A 14208-nucleotide genomic window follows, 5' to 3' on the forward strand; every position below is an offset into this window, starting at 1 on the left:
GGCCTACCGGGGCCGCAGCCCGGCGACGGCGTCGATGATGCGGCCCACCTCGTCGGCCGTGTTGTAGTGCATGAGCCCCAGCCGTACCGCTCCCCCGGCCTCGTTGACGCCGAGGGCGTCGAACAGCTCGCGGGCGTAGTAGTCGCCGTCCCACGCGCAGATCCCCGCCCGGGCCAGCTCGGCGGCCACCTGCCGCGGCCGCATGCCGGCGACGGTGAACGACAGCGTCGGGGTGCTGCGCTCCGGGCTGCCCAGGACCTGCACGTGGCGCATCACGCGCAGCGCCTGGTCCAGCCACTCGAACAGGTCGCTCTCGTGCCGGGCGACGGCGGCCATGGAGGCGCGCAGCCGCTCGCGGCGGGAGCCGGTCGCCTCGCCGCAGAGCGTGGCCAGGTGGTCGACGGCGGCCGTCACACCCGCGAACAGCTCGAACGGCGGCGTCCCGGTCTCGAACCGCTCGGGCACCTTGTCCGACGAGGGGACGAGCTTGTCCGGGTGCAGGTAGCCCAGCAGATCGGGGTCGGCGACCACCGCACCCACGTGCGGGCCGCACCACTTGTAGGCCGACACAGCCAGGAAGTCCGCGCCCAGGGAGCGCTGGTCGAGGAACACGTGCGGCGCGGCGTGGACCGCGTCGACGTAGACCAGGGCGCCCACCGCGTGCGCCTGGGCCGCGATGCCGGCGACGTCCGGCCGGGTCCCCAGCGCGTTGCTCGCCGCGGTGACGGCCACCAGGCGGGTGCGGCGGGTGATCAGGTCGGCGTACTGCCACGCGGGCAGCTCGCCGGTCTCGATGTCCACCTCGGCCCAGCGCACCTCCGCGCCCACCGCGGCCGCCAGCTGCACCCAGGGCCGGATGTTGGCGTCGTGGTCCAGCCGGCTGACCACGATCTGGTCGCCCGGCCGCCACGTGCGGGCCAGCGCCCGCGCCAGCGCGAAGGTCAGGGTGGTCATGTTCGCCCCGAGGACGACGCCGCCCGGCCGGCCCCCGACCAGGTCGGCGACGGCGGTGCGCGCGCCGGTCACCAGCGCCTCCGACCGCCCGGACGCCGGGAACACCCCGCCCCGGTTGGCGACGGGCATCCGCATGGCCGTGCCGACGGCGTGGGCGACGGTCTCCGGGACCAGCGACCCGGCCGGGCCGTCGGCGTGCACGTACCCGTCCGCCAGCGCCGGGAAGAGGCCGCGGACACGTGCGACGTCCAGCCGCGACGCCCCGTTCGACATGCGCCGCACCCTAGTTCCTGCGACTGCCCGTCACCCCCGGTGGCAGGTCACGACGCGGCGTCATCCGGCCCTGCGGCCCCTGTCGTGGGCACGGTGCAGGATGGGAGGCATGACTTCTCCGGAGAACGGCACCGAAGGGCCCCACCAGGTCGTCGTGGTCGGCCCCGACGGGCGGCCCCTGGGCACCGTGCCCGTGCCGCAGAACGGCGTGCAGGCCGACGACGGGGACGGCGGGCTGCACGTGGGCGAGCTCGTGGAGCAGCCGGCGAAGGTCATGCGGATCGGCACGATGATCAAGCAGCTGCTCGAGGAGGTCCGCGCCGCTCCCCTGGACGACGCCAGCCGCAACCGGCTGCGCGACATCCACGCGTCCTCGATCCGTGAGCTGGAGCAGGGGCTGGCGCCGGAGCTGCGCGAGGAGCTGGCGCGGATCACGCTGCCCTTCACCGAGGGCGAGACGCCGTCGGACGCCGAGCTGCGGATCGCGCAGGCGCAGCTGGTGGGCTGGCTGGAGGGCGTCTTCCACGGCATCCAGACCGCGCTGTTCGCCCAGCAGATGGCCGCCCGCGCCCAGCTGGAGGAGATCCGCCGCAAGGCCCTGCCCGGTGGGCAGCAGGCGGGGCCGGCCCAGGACTACCGCCCCGGCGGGGGCCAGTACCTGTAGGACGCCATCCGGGTCGGACCGACCGGCTCGACCCCGCACGCGCGACGGCGCCGCCCCCGGGACCCGGGGACGGCGCCGTCGCCGTGAGATCACACGCGGAAGCGGGCCACCGCGTCCTGCAGCTCACCGCTCATGCGGGCCAGCTCGGACGCCGCGCGCTGCGCCTCCTCGACCCGCTGGTTGGTCTCCTGCGTCCCCGCCGCCAGGCCGGTGATGGCGGCAGCGATGCCCTGGGACCCGCTGGCCGCCTCGGCGACGTTGCGGTTCATCTCGTTCGTCGTCGCGGTCTGCTCCTCGACCGCCGCGGCGATCGTGGCCTGGAAGTCGTTGATCTCGCCGATCACGGTGCTGATCTGGCTGATCGCGTCGACCGCTCCTGCGGTGTCGGCCTGGATGGCCTCGACCCGCTTGGAGATGTCCTCCGTGGCCCGGGCGGTCTCCTGCGCGAGCTCCTTGACCTCGGAGGCGACGACGGCGAAGCCCTTGCCCGCCTCGCCGGCCCGGGCGGCCTCGATGGTCGCGTTGAGCGCGAGCAGGTTGGTCTGCTCGGCGATGCCGTTGATCAGCTTGATGACCGTGGCGATCTCCGCCGAGGAGTCGCCGAGCTTGCCGACGGTGCGGGTGGTGTCTTCGGCGACGTCGACGGCCTGGCTGGCGACGCGGCTGGCCTCGCTGGCGTTCTGCGATATCTCCCGGATCGCGGACTCCATCTGCGAGGAGCCGGTGGCCACCGTGTCGACGCTGGACGCGACGGCACCGGCGGACGCGACCACCTCGTCGGCCTGGCCGGCGGCGGTCTGCGCGTTCTGGCGCATGCCCTCGGCCGCACCGCTGAGCTGCTGGGAGGCGGCCGCGAGGCGGGTCGAGGAGTCGTTGACCAGGGTGAGGACGTTGCCGATCGAGTCCAGCGTGTGGTCCAGCGACGCGGCCATCTCGCCGAGCTCGGCGCCACCGGTCTTGCCGGCGCGGACGGTGAGGTCACCCTCGGCCACCTGCCCCAGCACCTCGCGGATGCGCTGGACGGGGCGGGTCACGCCGTTGGCGACGACCACGGCCAGGACGACGGCGATCAGCAGACCGGCGCCGATGATGACCAGGGCCAGCGTGCGGGCGGACTCGTAGGCGTCCTGGGCCTCCGCGGCGGTCGCCTCGGCGGTGGCGGCGGCGCCCGTGGTGGCAGCTGCCAGGGACTCGCCGATGATCGTCTCCTGGGCGTTCATCTCGCTGACCAGCTGCGCCACGACGGCCGGCGGGGTGGCGCCGGCCCCCGCGCCGACGCCGGCGACCAGCTTCTGCAGCAGGCCGAGGTAGGCGTCCACGGCGGTGCCGAACTCCTCGAAGGCCGCCTGGGTGTCGGCCGACAGCGACATCTCGGCCACGGCGGCACGGCCGTCGACGAGCTTCTGCGTGAGCTCCTGGGCGGCCTGCTGCGACCGGGCCCGGCTCTCCGGCGGGAGGGTCGGGATGTTGGCGCGGGCGACGTTGGTGGACATCTCCCACCACTGGGCCTGCAGGGTGCGCATGGCGTCCAGCGGGACGGCGCCGTCGGCGTAGACGGTCTTGGCCTGGTCGCTGAGCGTGGACATCCGGTTGATGCTGAACGCACCCACCGCGACCGTGCTCAGGGCGACGACCAGGATCGCGCCGAGGAGCCGGCTGCGAAGTCCGACGCCGGACAACCCACGCCTCGTCCCCTCGGCGTGGTCGCCGTCCGACCGCCGCTCTGCCTCGTACGCGTGCTCCATCGACTGCCTGCTCTCCCTGGACCGATTGACTTCACCGGTCTTCTCGGCAGTTCTGGGCAGATGTTGACCCGGACCGGCCGGGCAGCGCGGAAGTTCCGGGCAGGAGTTGGCCCGGAACAGCGCACGACGGTGGCAGGAGGCGGCCCGGTCCCAGGGAGTGTGCCCGCCCCGACCGCGGGAACGGCCGCGGCCGGCCCGATCGAGGATCGGGCCGGCCGCAGCGGGTCCAGGTGGTGGCCGAGGTGGTCCGCCTCAGAAGCGGAAGCCGCCCACGAGCTCCTGCAACCGCCCGGACACCTGCGCCAGCTCGTCGGCGGCCGCCTTCGAGGCCTCGACGTGCTCGGTGGTGGCCTTCGCGGCGGCGGCGACGCCGTCGATGTTGGCGGCGATCTGGCCGGACCCCGCGGCCGCCTCGGCGACGCTGCGGTTCATCTCGTTCGTCGTGGCGGTCTGCTCCTCGACCGCCGAGGCGATCGTGGTCTGGTAGTCGTTGATCTGGTTGATGACCTCCGCGACCTGGGCGATGGCGCCGACCGCGCCGGCGCTGTCGGCCTGGATGGCCTCGACCCGGCGGGCGATGTCTCGGTGGCGCGAGCGGTCTCCTGCGAGAGCTCCTTCACCTCGTTGGCCACGACGGCGAACCCCTTGCCCGCATCGCCGGCGCGAGCGGCCTCGATGGTCGCGTTGAGGGCGAGCAGGTTGGTCTGCTCCGCGATCGAGGAGATCACCTTGACCACGTCGCCGATGGTCCGGCTGGACTCCCCGAGGCGGGACACCGTGTCGGTCGTCGTGCCCACGACCGTCACCGCCCGGCCGGCGACCGAGGCCGCCTCGGTGGCGTTGTGCGCGATCTCCCGGATGGAGGCGCCCATCTCCTCCGAGCCCGCAGCCACCGTCTGGACGTTGTGCGACACCTCGCCGGCGGCGGCAGCCACGACCGCTGCCTGGGCGGAGGACTCCTCGGCACCGACCGAGATCTGCTGGGACAGGTCCCCGACGCGGCGGCTGGCGGTGGTGAGCGCCTCGATCGCCGTGCGGAACGTGCCCATGACCTCGCCGATGGAGGCGAGCGCGGTGTTGATCGACCGGGCCGTCCGGCCGACCTCGTCCTGCCCGCGGACCTCGATGCGCTGGGTCAGGTCGCCCCGGGCGACGGCGGCCATGGCCGTCTCCGCCTCGGTGAGCGGGCGCACGATGCTGCGGGGCGTGCGCCAGGCGATGACCGTCGCGAGGACCGCCGCGGCCGCGCAGATGAGCACCATCAGGAGGAGGAAGTTCGAGGCGGTGCTGCGGGCATCGGAGGACAGCTCCTGGTTCATCGCCTCCTCCATGTCGATGAGGACGTTGATGGTGCGGAGCCACTCGACGAAGAGCGGCTTGGCCTGGGCGAGCGCCTGCGCCGCGGTCGCCATGTCACCGGCGGTCCCGGCCTGCACGATCTGGTCGATCAGCGGCAGGGTCTGCTGCTCGACGTCCTTGATGTCGGCCAGGGCCTTGCGCTCCGCCTCGCCGGCGTTGGCCTGCACCGCGAAGAGCTCGTCCATGGGGCCGGCGGAGTCGGTGTACTTCTGGGTCAGCGCCTCGATGAGCTCGACCTCGGTCGCCACCTCCGCGGCGGTGGTGGAGAGGACCACGTCGCGAACGGCGATCGCGCGGTCGTGGACGCTGCCGCGGAAGTTGATCGCGTACCGCTGCTTGACCGCGTTGAGGTCGTTGATCGTCGTCAGGTGGCTGTTGATGGTCTCGACACGCCACACACCGGTGGCGGTCAGACCCACCATGCAGAGGACGACGACGAGGAAGCCGAGGCCGAGACGCCGGCTGATCGACAGGTTCGTGAGCATTGCGTGGACTCCGCGGGCGAGAGGGCGGGGTCCGTCGCCCCGCACCCCCCATGTCGGCGACGCCCCGGCCCGCTCAAGCCGAACCGTGGAGCGCTCCAGCCAGTGGGATCGTTGTGCACGACCCTGTGACCAGCGTGTTCAGAGTGACGCGAGGAACTCCGCGACGCCGTCGTCGTCGTTGGTGCCCGTGACGTCGGTGGCCACCGCCAGGAGGTCGGGGTGGGCGTGCGCCATGGCCACGGCGCGGCCGCCGGCGGCCCGGACCCACTCGAACGCGGCGATGTCGTTGGACATGTCCCCGAAGACGACGACGTCCTCCGGCCCGACGCCGTGCTGCGCGGCCACCTTCGCCAGCCCGGACGCCTTCGTCACGCCGGCCGCGGAGATCTCGGCGAGCGCGTCGCTGGACGAGTTCGTGACCGTCGCCCGGTCGCCCACGACGGCCTGGACCAGGGCGACGAACTCGTCGCGCGGCAGGTGCTCGTGGCGCGCGAGCAGCTTGGCGACCGGCTGCGCGGTCATCTCGTCCAGCGTGGCCTCGGCGACGCCGGGCGCGTCGACGTCCCAGCGCGGCTTGTAGATCGGCTCGTGACGGAACTCCAGGCCGTACTCGACCGCGAACCAGGTGTCCGGCTGCCGGCGGCGGAGCTCGGCGGTGACCGACCCGAGCACGTCGGGGTGCAGCGGCTCCTCGTGCAGGATCTCGAACCGCTCCAGGTCGAGGATGACGGCGCCGTTGCAGCAGACCGCCGTGCCGTAGCGCAGGACCTCGCGGATCCGGACCATCCAGCGAGGCGGCCGGCCGGTGGCCAGCACGACGGGGACGCCGTCGGCGCGCCACCGCTCCAGCTCGGCCACCGTCGCGTCGCTGACCGTGTCGTCCCAGCGCAGCAGCGTGCCGTCCATGTCGCTGGCGATCAGCCGGGGCTTCCGGTCAGACATCGAGCAGTGCCTCCAGGTAGCGGGCCACGCCGTCGGCGCGGTGCCCGCTGGTGACGCCCTGGACGACGGCACGCACGTCGGGGTGGGCGTTGGCCATCGCCACGGCCCGGCCGCCCGCCCCGGCGACCGCGGTCAGCATTGGCAGGTCGTTGGGCATGTCGCCGAAGACCAGGACGTCGCCGAGGTCGGCGCCGTACCGGTCCAGCGCGATCGCCAGCCCGGACGCCTTGGTGATGCCGGGCGGCAGCACCTCGATGAAGCCGAGACCCGCGTGCGTCACCTCGGCCTCGGCCGGGTCCAGGGCGGCGCGGGCGCGGGCCAGGAGCTCGTCCTGCCCCAGCTCCGGGGACCGCAGGAAGACCTTGAGGACGGCGCCCGGCGGCAGCACCTCGCCCTTCGGCAGCAGCTCGGCCGCCTCGGGGTAGGGCCAGTCGAAGCCGTGCTGCACCCGGAGCGCGCCGCGCACCTCGCCCTGCTCCGCGGCCTCCTCGACAGCCATGAGCAGGTCGCCGGCCACCGCCTCGATCCGCTCCACGGCGGCCATCGCCTGCTCGCGGGGGAGCGCGACGGCGCGGAGCACCTCGTCGCGCTCGAGGTCTACGACGAACCCGCCCTGGGAGAGCACCGCGATGCCGCGGCCGTCGAGCGCGGCGCGCACGCTCTCCAGCAGCCGGGGCCCGCGGCCGGTCACGCCCACCACGGGGATGCCGGCGTCCCAGCAGGCGGTGAGCGCCGCCCGGGTGCGCGGGGTGACCTCGCCGGCCTCGTCGAGCAGCGTGCCGTCGAGGTCGGTCGCGACCAGCTTGGGACGCCAGGGCCCCAGGTCCCCGAGCTCGACGACGGTGTCGGCGCCGGGCAGGACGCCGTAGGCCTGCAGGGCCTTCGGCGGGCGTTCGCTCATGCGGTGGGCGGCAGCGGCGCCGCCAGCGTCATGCCCGGGGTGATGGCCTCGATGCCGCCGAGCCAGGGCCGCAGGGCCACCGGGACGTGCACCGAGCCGTCGGCCCGCTGGTGCACCTCGAGCAGGCAGGCGATGGTGCGGGCGATGGCGCAGAGCGTGCCGTTGAGCGTGGCCGCCGTCTGCGTCTTCCCGTCCTCGTCCCGGTACCGGATGTCGAGCCGGCGGGCCTGGAACGTGGTGCAGTCCGAGGTCGAGGTGAGCTCGCGGTAGGTGCCCTGGGTCGGGAACCAGGCCTCGATGTCGTACTTGCGGGTGGCGCTGGTGCCCAGGTCGCCGGCGGCGATGTCGACGACCCGGTAGGGCAGCTCGAGGGCCTGGAGGAACTCCTCCTCCCAGGCCAGCAGCCGCAGGTGCTCGGCCTCGGTGTCCTGCGGCCGGGCGAAGCTGAACATCTCGACCTTGTCGAACCAGTGCACGCGGATGATGCCGCGGGTGTCCTTGCCGTAGGAGCCGGCCTCGCGGCGGAAGCAGGAGGACCAGCCGGCGTAGCGCTTCGGGCCGGCGGAGAGGTCGAGGACCTCGCCGGCGTGCATGCCGGCGAGCGCGACCTCGGACGTCCCGACGAGGTACAGGTCGTCGCGCTCGACCCGGTAGACCTCCTCGTCGTGCTCGCCGAGGAAGCCGGTGCCCTCCATGGCCTCGGGGCGCACCAGCGCCGGCGCGATGACCGGGGTGAAGCCGGCGGCGACGGCCCGGCTGATGGCCAGCTGGGCGAGGGCGAACTCCAGCAGGGCGCCCGGGCCGGTCAGGAAGTAGAAGCGCGAGCCCGACACCTTGGCGCCGCGCTCCATGTCGATGGCACCCAGGAGCTCGCCGATCTCGATGTGGTCGCGCACCTCGAAGTCGTAGGTGGGCACCTCGCCGACCGTGCGGATGGTGACGGCGTCGTCCTCACCGCCCGGGGGCACCTCGTCGGCGACGACGTTCGGGATCTTCGCGTGCACCTCGCGCAGGGCGGCGTCGGCGGCGCGCTGCGCCTCCTCGGCCTCCTTGACCTCCGCGGCCAGGGCCTTGGCCCGCTCGAGGACGGCGGGCCGCTCCTCCGGCGTGGCCTTCTTGACCGCCTGGGACGCGTTCTTCTGCTCGGCCCGCAGGTCGTCGGCGCGCCGCACCGCCTCGCGGCGGGCAGTGTCGGCGGCGAGCAGCTGGTCGACCAGGGACTCGTCGGCACCCCGGGCACGCTGGCTGGCACGGATGAGGTCGGGGTTCTCGCGCAGGAGCCGGAGGTCGATCACCGGCCGATTTTGTCACCTGCTGGTGGACGGTGCGTCCACCAGTGCTGAACACCGCCCACAATGGAGGCATGCGTTTTCTCGAAGGCTCCCGTCCGGCGCACGACCTGACGTACTCCGACGTCTTCATGGTCCCGGCGCACTCCACGGTCGGGTCCCGGCTCGAGGTCGACCTGACCACCCCCGACCGCGTGGGGACGACGATCCCGATCGTCGTGGCCAACATGACCGCGATCTCCGGCCGGCGGATGGCCGAGACCGCCGCCCGCCGCGGTGGCCTCGCCGTCCTGCCGCAGGACATCCCGGTCGACGTCGTCTCCGAGGTCGTCTCCTGGGTCAAGACGCGGCACCCCGTCTACGACACCCCGATCACCCTCTCCCCCACCTCGACGGTCGGCGAGGCGCTGTCGCTGCTGACCAAGCGCGCGCACGGGATCGTCGTCGTCGTGGAGGACGGCGCCCCCGTCGGCGTCGTGACCGACGGCCAGTGCCAGGGGGTCGACCGGTTCACCCAGCTGTCCGAGGTCATGACGCGGGAGCCGCTGACGATCCCCGCCGGCACCGACCTCACCAAGATCTTCGACGTGCTGTCCGGTGAGCGCGTCAGCGCCGCCCCGGTGGTCGAGGGCGACCGGCTGGTCGGCGTCATCACCCGCAAGGGCGCGCTGCGCTCCTCGCTCTACACGCCCGCCGTCAACGCCGAGGGCCAGCTGCTCACCTCTGCCGCCGTCGGCATCAACGGCGACGTCGCCGGCAAGGCGTCGGCCCTGCTCGCGGCCGGGGTCGACGTGCTCGTGGTCGACACCGCGCACGGGCACCAGGAGAAGGCGATCGAGGCCGTGCGCGCGGTGCGCTCGGTGGCCGGCTCCACGCCGGTCGTCGCCGGCAACGTGGTGACGGCGCAGGGCACCCGCGACCTGGTCGAGGCCGGTGCCGACGTCGTGAAGGTCGGCGTCGGGCCCGGGGCCATGTGCACCACGCGGATGATGACCGGCGTCGGCCGGCCGCAGTTCTCCGCCGTCGAGGAGTGCGCCGCCGAGGCCCGCTCGCTGGGCAGGCACGTGTGGGCCGACGGCGGCGTCCGGCACCCGCGCGACATCGCGCTGGCGCTGGCCGCGGGCGCGGCGAACGTGATGGTCGGCTCCTGGTTCGCCGGCACCTACGAGAGCGCCGGCGACGTGCACGAGGACGCCGGCCGGCTCTACAAGGAGTCCTTCGGCATGGCGTCGGCCCGCGCGGTCAAGGCGCGGACGGCGACCCAGAGCGGCTTCGAGCGGGCGCGGGCGGGCCTGTTCGAGGAGGGCATCTCCTCGTCCCGCATGTACCTGGACCCGCAGCGCCCCGGGGTCGAGGACCTCATCGACCAGATCGTGGCCGGCGTGCGGTCGTCCTGCACCTACGCGGGCGCCCGCACCGTCGACGAGCTGCACGAGCGGGCCGTCCTGGGCGTGCAGAGCTCGGCGGGCTACGAAGAGGGCCGGCCGCTGCCGACCAGCTGGTGAGGCCCCTGCCGCTGCCGGTCTTCGAGGGCCTGGTCGCCGACGCCCTCGACGAGGTGCCGGCCGAGCTGATGGCGCTGCTGGACAACGTCGTCGTCCTGGTGCAGGACCGGAACCCCGACGAGCCCGAGCTGCTCGGGCTCTACGAGGGGTACGCGCTGACCGAGCGCGGCTGGGAGTACGGCGGGGCGCTGCCGGACCGGATCATGATCTACCGCGAGGCCATCTGCGACATCTGCGAGACGGCCGAGGACGTGGTGGAGGAGGTCACGATCACCGTGGTCCACGAGATCGCGCACCACTTCGGCATCGAGGAGGACCGCCTCCACGAGCTCGGCTGGGGCTGACAGGGCCGACAGGGCCATTCCGGCCCCTCTGCCACCCCCGGGACGGCGGTAGCGTCCGGCCCATGAGCAGCGACGACGCCGTAGAGGTCGGCGCTCTGGCCATCAACGTGACCATCCCCGAGCACCTCCGCTGGACCGACACCCGGCGCGGCGAGGAGTTCGGGCTGACGACCCTCACCGTGCGGCTGCTCCCCGACGGGTCCCTGGCCGCCAAGGCGTACGGGCGGCCGACCGCCGGTGGGCGCGGCGCGTACGTCTCCTTCCCCGTGCCGGACCGGCCGGAGCTGGCGGCGCTGGTCGCCGCGGCCGCCGACCGCGCGGGGCAGCTCTGGGCCGCCCACCGCGGGCTCGGCTGAGCGCCCTACCGGTACCGTCGACCGACGTGCCCGACAACATCGCCACCGCCGGCAAGCTGCCGATCAAGATGCTGCACGACCGCATCCTGGTCGCGCTCCGCAAGGAGGACGGCGACCGGCGCTCCAGCGGCGGGATCCTCATCCCCGCGACCGCCCAGGTGGCCAAGCGGCTGGTGTGGGGCGAGGCCAAGGGCGTCGGCCCGAGCGTGCGCCAGGTGAAGCTCGGGGACCAGGTGCTCTTCTCCCCGGAGGACCAGCACGAGGTCGAGGTGCACGGCGAGGACCTGATCATCCTGCGCGAGCGCGACGTGCACGCCGTCGCCGCCGAGCGCATCGAGGAGTCGACCGGCCTCTACCTCTGACCGGCCCGGGCGCTTGTCGCGGCGCCGCTGCCGGTCCACGATGCGCGCATGCAGCCGAACCGCCTCGGGCTCGCCGTCTGGGCCGCCTCGGTGGCCGCCTGCGCCGCGGTCGCCCAGCTGCCCGGGGACCCCGGCCCGGTCCCGGTGCCCTGGCTGGTCGCCCTGGCGGTCCTCGGGCTCCTGGCCCACCGCGGCTCCACGGCGGCGCACGCCGCGCTCGTGGTGCTGAACGCCGCCCTCCTCCTGACGTCCCTGCTGCTCGCGACGCCGGTCGGTGCGGCCCTGTGGGCGTTCTACGGCCTGGCCGCCACCGGCCTGGTCGGGCTGGTCGGCGCCCCGCTCGTGGCCGCGCGGCTCACGCCCCGTCCGGCTGCGCGCGGGAGTGCCGGGTGATGACCGCGGTCATGTCCTCCAGCCAGCGGCGGACGACGGCCAGCTCGTCCTCGGTGTAGCCCGCCATGGCGGCGGTGAGCTCGCGCGCGAGCCCGCCGAAGTGCTCGTGCCCGGCGACCCGTGCCGAGTCCGACATCTCCAGCACGACGCGGCGCCGGTCCTGGGCGTCACGCGTCCGCCGGAGGTGGCCGACCTTCTCCAGCCGGTCGACCAGCGCGGTCACCGAGGCCGAGCGCAGGTCGACGGCCTCCCCCAGCCGGCCGGCGGTCAGCGCCTCGCCACGCCGGGCGGCGTCCATGATCGCCACGAGCGCCCGGACGTCGGTCCGGTTGAGCCCGTGCAGCTCCGCGAACCTCGCCGTCACCGCATCCAGCTCGACGTTCAGCCGGCGAAGGAGCAGTGCCAGCTCACGGGCGCTCTCGTCGGACACCGGCCCCTCCGTTCGCACGACGTCCCGTGCCACCGTAATCTCTCGACGATCGAGATAATCGACTCTCAAGGGAAATCATGCCTCGCCGCACGTCCCCGCTCCGCTGGGTCCTCCCGGCCGTCATCGCCCTCCTCTGGCTCGGTTTCGCCGGCCCGCTCGGGTCGTTCAGCGGGAAGCTGAGCACCGTCCAGGAGAACGACTCGACGGCGTTCCTGCCCGACAGCGCCGAGTCCACGCGCGTCACCGAGCTGCAGCGGGAGTTCGCCACCGAGCGCAGCCTCCCGGTGATCCTGCTCTGGGAGAGCGAGGACGGGCCGCTCGACGAGGCCCAGCTGGGCGAGATCGCCCAGCGCGCGGACGAGGCGACCCGGACCGCCGAGGACGCCGACGCCCTGACCGGCCCCGGCTCGCCGCCGGTCCCCTCGGAGGACGGCGCCGCAGCGCAGGTCGTGCTGCCGTTCAGCCCCGACCTCGGCGACGAGCTGGGCGTGGTCGTCGGCGAGCTGCGCGACCTGGCGGCGTTCGACGGCACGACGGCGCACGTCACCGGCCCCGGCGCGACGTTCTCCGACTTCGCCGAGGGCTTCTCCGGCATCGACGGCCTGCTGCTGCTCGCGGCGTTCGGCGTCGTCCTGGTGATCCTGCTCGTCGTCTACCGCAGCCCGATCCTGCCGTTCCTGGTCATCGGCACCGCCGGCATGGCGCTCGTCGTCTCGCTGGCCGTCGCCTACTTCCTGGCCCGCGAGGGCTGGATCGCGGTCAACGGCCAGAGCCAGGGGATCGCCTCGATCCTCGTCGTCGGCGCGGCCACCGACTACGGCCTGCTGCTGGTCGCCCGCTACCGGGAGGAGCTGCGCCAGGAGGAGTCCCGGTTCACCGCGATGCGGATCGCGCTCAAGCAGTCCTGGGAGCCGATCGTCGCCTCCGGCGCCACGGTGGTCCTCGGCGTGCTCTGCCTGCTCTTCTCCGACCTCGGCAGCAACCGGGGCCTCGGCCCGATCTCCGCGGTGTGCATCGCCTTCGCCATGCTGGCCGCGCTCACCTTCCTGCCGGCCGTGCTGGTCCTCTTCGGGCGCGCCGCGTTCTGGCCCTTCCGGCCGAAGTACGGCTCGGAGCACGCGCACGGCAGGGGCTGGGAGCGGGTGGCGACGTCGGTCGGCCGCCGCCCGGGCCGCGTCCTGCTCGGCAGCCTCGGGGTGCTGGTCGTCATGGCCGCCTTCGCCCCCACCTTCGACGCCGAGGGCATCCCCCTCTCCGAGGCCGTCCGCGGCGGGTCCCCCTCCGCCGTCGGGCAGGAGGCCCTCGAGCGGCACTACGACGCCGGCAGCGCCACCCCCGCCGTCATCATCACGCCTGCCGCCGGCTGGGAGGCCGTCGCGGAGGCGGTGGGCCGGGTCGACGGCGTCGGCCAGGTCGCGCCCTTCACCGGCGACGGGCCCCCCGGGCAGGCCGGCGCCCCGGTCGAGGTGGACGGGCTGGTCCGCATCGACGCCACCCTCACCGACACCCCCGACAGCCCCGCCGCCCAGGACACGGTCGCCGCGCTGCGCGCCACCGTCAGCGACGTCGACCCCGAGGCGCTGGTGGGCGGCTCGACCGCGAGCGACCTGGACACCCAGGACACCGCGGCCCGCGACCTCGCGGTCATCGTGCCGCTGGTGCTGCTGGTGATCACCGTCGTCCTGGCGCTGCTGCTGCGGGCGCTGGTCGCGCCGGTGCTCCTGGTCGCCACCGTGGCGGTGAGCGTGCTCTCCACGGTCGGCGTGAGCGCCCTGGTCTTCGAGCACCTCTTCCGGTTCCCCGGCAGCGACCCGCAGGTGCTGCTGATCGGCTTCGTCTTCCTGGTCGCGCTCGGGATCGACTACAACATCTTCCTCATGACCCGTGCCCGCGAGGAGTCGCTCCGGCACGGGACCAGGGACGGCGTGCTGCGCGCGCTGGCCGTCACCGGCGGGGTCATCACCAGCGCCGGGCTGGTGCTGGCGGCCACCTTCGGCGCGCTCACCGTGCTCCCGCTGGTGATCCTGACCCAGCTCGGGTTCCTGGTCGGCTTCGGCGTCCTGCTGGACACCTTCCTCGTCCGGTCGCTGCTGGTGCCCGCCGCGGTGCACCTGGCCGGCGACCGGGTCTGGTGGCCCAGCAGGCTGGCGAAGGGCCCGGTCGAGCAGCCGCGGGAGGCCGAGCGGGTCGGGGCCACCTGACCCAG

General features: G+C 73.8%; 15 protein-coding genes. 7 read left to right on the forward strand and 8 right to left on the reverse strand.

Features of this window, described 5'->3' with window-relative positions; genetic code table 11:
* Positions 1–3 precede the first annotated feature (3 nt).
* Positions 4–1227, reverse strand: a complete 1224-nt coding sequence (locus tag E4P43_RS00520) for a cysteine desulfurase-like protein (protein WP_135143459.1) — start codon at positions 1225–1227, stop codon at positions 4–6.
* 109 nt (positions 1228–1336) lie between these two features.
* On the opposite strand from E4P43_RS00520, the gene E4P43_RS00525 reads away from it, so the two are divergent.
* The gene (locus E4P43_RS00525) at positions 1337–1891 is read left to right on the forward strand and encodes a bacterial proteasome activator family protein (RefSeq protein ID WP_135143460.1); all 555 of its coding nucleotides are present in this window, start codon (positions 1337–1339) and stop codon (positions 1889–1891) included.
* Positions 1892–1980: 89 nt separating this feature from the next.
* On the opposite strand, the gene E4P43_RS00530 is transcribed toward E4P43_RS00525, so the two are convergent.
* The 6 genes from E4P43_RS00530 to serS all read right to left on the reverse strand — a co-directional run bounded on the left by E4P43_RS00530 (position 1981) and on the right by serS (position 8618).
* Positions 1981–3636: a methyl-accepting chemotaxis protein gene (locus tag E4P43_RS00530; RefSeq protein ID WP_135143461.1), complete on the reverse strand. Its 1656-nt coding sequence runs from the start codon at positions 3634–3636 to the stop codon at positions 1981–1983.
* A gap of 252 nt (positions 3637–3888) precedes the next feature.
* Complete coding sequence (locus tag E4P43_RS20315; protein ID WP_245158842.1) at positions 3889–4068, reverse strand: hypothetical protein; 180 nt, start codon at positions 4066–4068, stop codon at positions 3889–3891.
* Positions 4065–5480, reverse strand: coding sequence for a methyl-accepting chemotaxis protein (locus E4P43_RS20320; RefSeq protein ID WP_245158843.1), 1416 nt, complete (start codon positions 5478–5480; stop codon positions 4065–4067). The genes E4P43_RS20315 and E4P43_RS20320 overlap by 4 nt, the downstream gene beginning before the upstream one ends.
* Before the next feature lie 138 nt (positions 5481–5618).
* A complete protein-coding gene (locus E4P43_RS00540) occupies positions 5619–6422 on the reverse strand; it encodes a Cof-type HAD-IIB family hydrolase (RefSeq protein ID WP_135143462.1) in 804 nt (267 codons plus the stop codon).
* On the reverse strand, positions 6415–7323 hold the full coding sequence (locus E4P43_RS00545) for an HAD family hydrolase (RefSeq protein ID WP_135143463.1): 909 nt from the start codon (positions 7321–7323) through the stop codon (positions 6415–6417). The genes E4P43_RS00540 and E4P43_RS00545 overlap by 8 nt, the downstream gene beginning before the upstream one ends.
* Positions 7320–8618: a serine--tRNA ligase gene (gene serS, locus E4P43_RS00550; protein ID WP_135143464.1), complete on the reverse strand. Its 1299-nt coding sequence runs from the start codon at positions 8616–8618 to the stop codon at positions 7320–7322. Before serS ends, E4P43_RS00545 begins: the two co-directional genes overlap by 4 nt.
* Positions 8619–8686: 68 nt before the next feature.
* On the opposite strand from serS, the gene E4P43_RS00555 reads away from it, so the two are divergent.
* From E4P43_RS00555 to E4P43_RS00575, 5 genes are all read left to right on the forward strand, one after another.
* The gene (locus tag E4P43_RS00555) at positions 8687–10117 is read left to right on the forward strand and encodes a GuaB1 family IMP dehydrogenase-related protein (RefSeq protein ID WP_135143465.1); all 1431 of its coding nucleotides are present in this window, start codon (positions 8687–8689) and stop codon (positions 10115–10117) included.
* Entirely contained in the window at positions 10114–10461 is a 348-nt protein-coding gene (locus E4P43_RS00560; protein ID WP_135143466.1) for a metallopeptidase family protein, read from the forward strand. The genes E4P43_RS00555 and E4P43_RS00560 overlap by 4 nt, the downstream gene beginning before the upstream one ends.
* Before the next feature lie 62 nt (positions 10462–10523).
* Positions 10524–10817, forward strand: coding sequence for a hypothetical protein (locus E4P43_RS00565; RefSeq protein ID WP_135143467.1), 294 nt, complete (start codon positions 10524–10526; stop codon positions 10815–10817).
* Between the two features lie 26 nt (positions 10818–10843).
* The gene (locus E4P43_RS00570; protein ID WP_245158844.1) at positions 10844–11179 is read left to right on the forward strand and encodes a co-chaperone GroES; all 336 of its coding nucleotides are present in this window, start codon (positions 10844–10846) and stop codon (positions 11177–11179) included.
* 48 nt (positions 11180–11227) lie between these two features.
* Positions 11228–11572 carry a hypothetical protein gene (locus E4P43_RS00575; RefSeq protein WP_135143468.1) on the forward strand — a complete coding sequence of 115 codons (345 nt, stop codon included), beginning with the start codon at positions 11228–11230 and terminating at the stop codon, positions 11570–11572.
* Here E4P43_RS00575 and E4P43_RS00580 read toward each other — a convergent pair.
* On the reverse strand, positions 11535–12002 hold the full coding sequence (locus E4P43_RS00580) for a MarR family transcriptional regulator (protein WP_135143469.1): 468 nt from the start codon (positions 12000–12002) through the stop codon (positions 11535–11537). The genes E4P43_RS00575 and E4P43_RS00580 overlap by 38 nt on opposite strands.
* 77 nt (positions 12003–12079) lie before the next feature.
* Between E4P43_RS00580 and E4P43_RS00585 the strand changes: the two genes are divergently transcribed.
* Positions 12080–14203 (forward strand): MMPL family transporter, encoded by a 2124-nt coding sequence (locus E4P43_RS00585; RefSeq protein ID WP_135143470.1) that lies wholly within the window; start codon positions 12080–12082, stop codon positions 14201–14203.
* Positions 14204–14208 lie beyond the last annotated feature (5 nt).

The organism is Blastococcus sp. TF02A-35 (assembly GCF_004571075.1).
Taxonomy (GTDB): domain Bacteria; phylum Actinomycetota; class Actinomycetes; order Mycobacteriales; family Geodermatophilaceae; genus Blastococcus.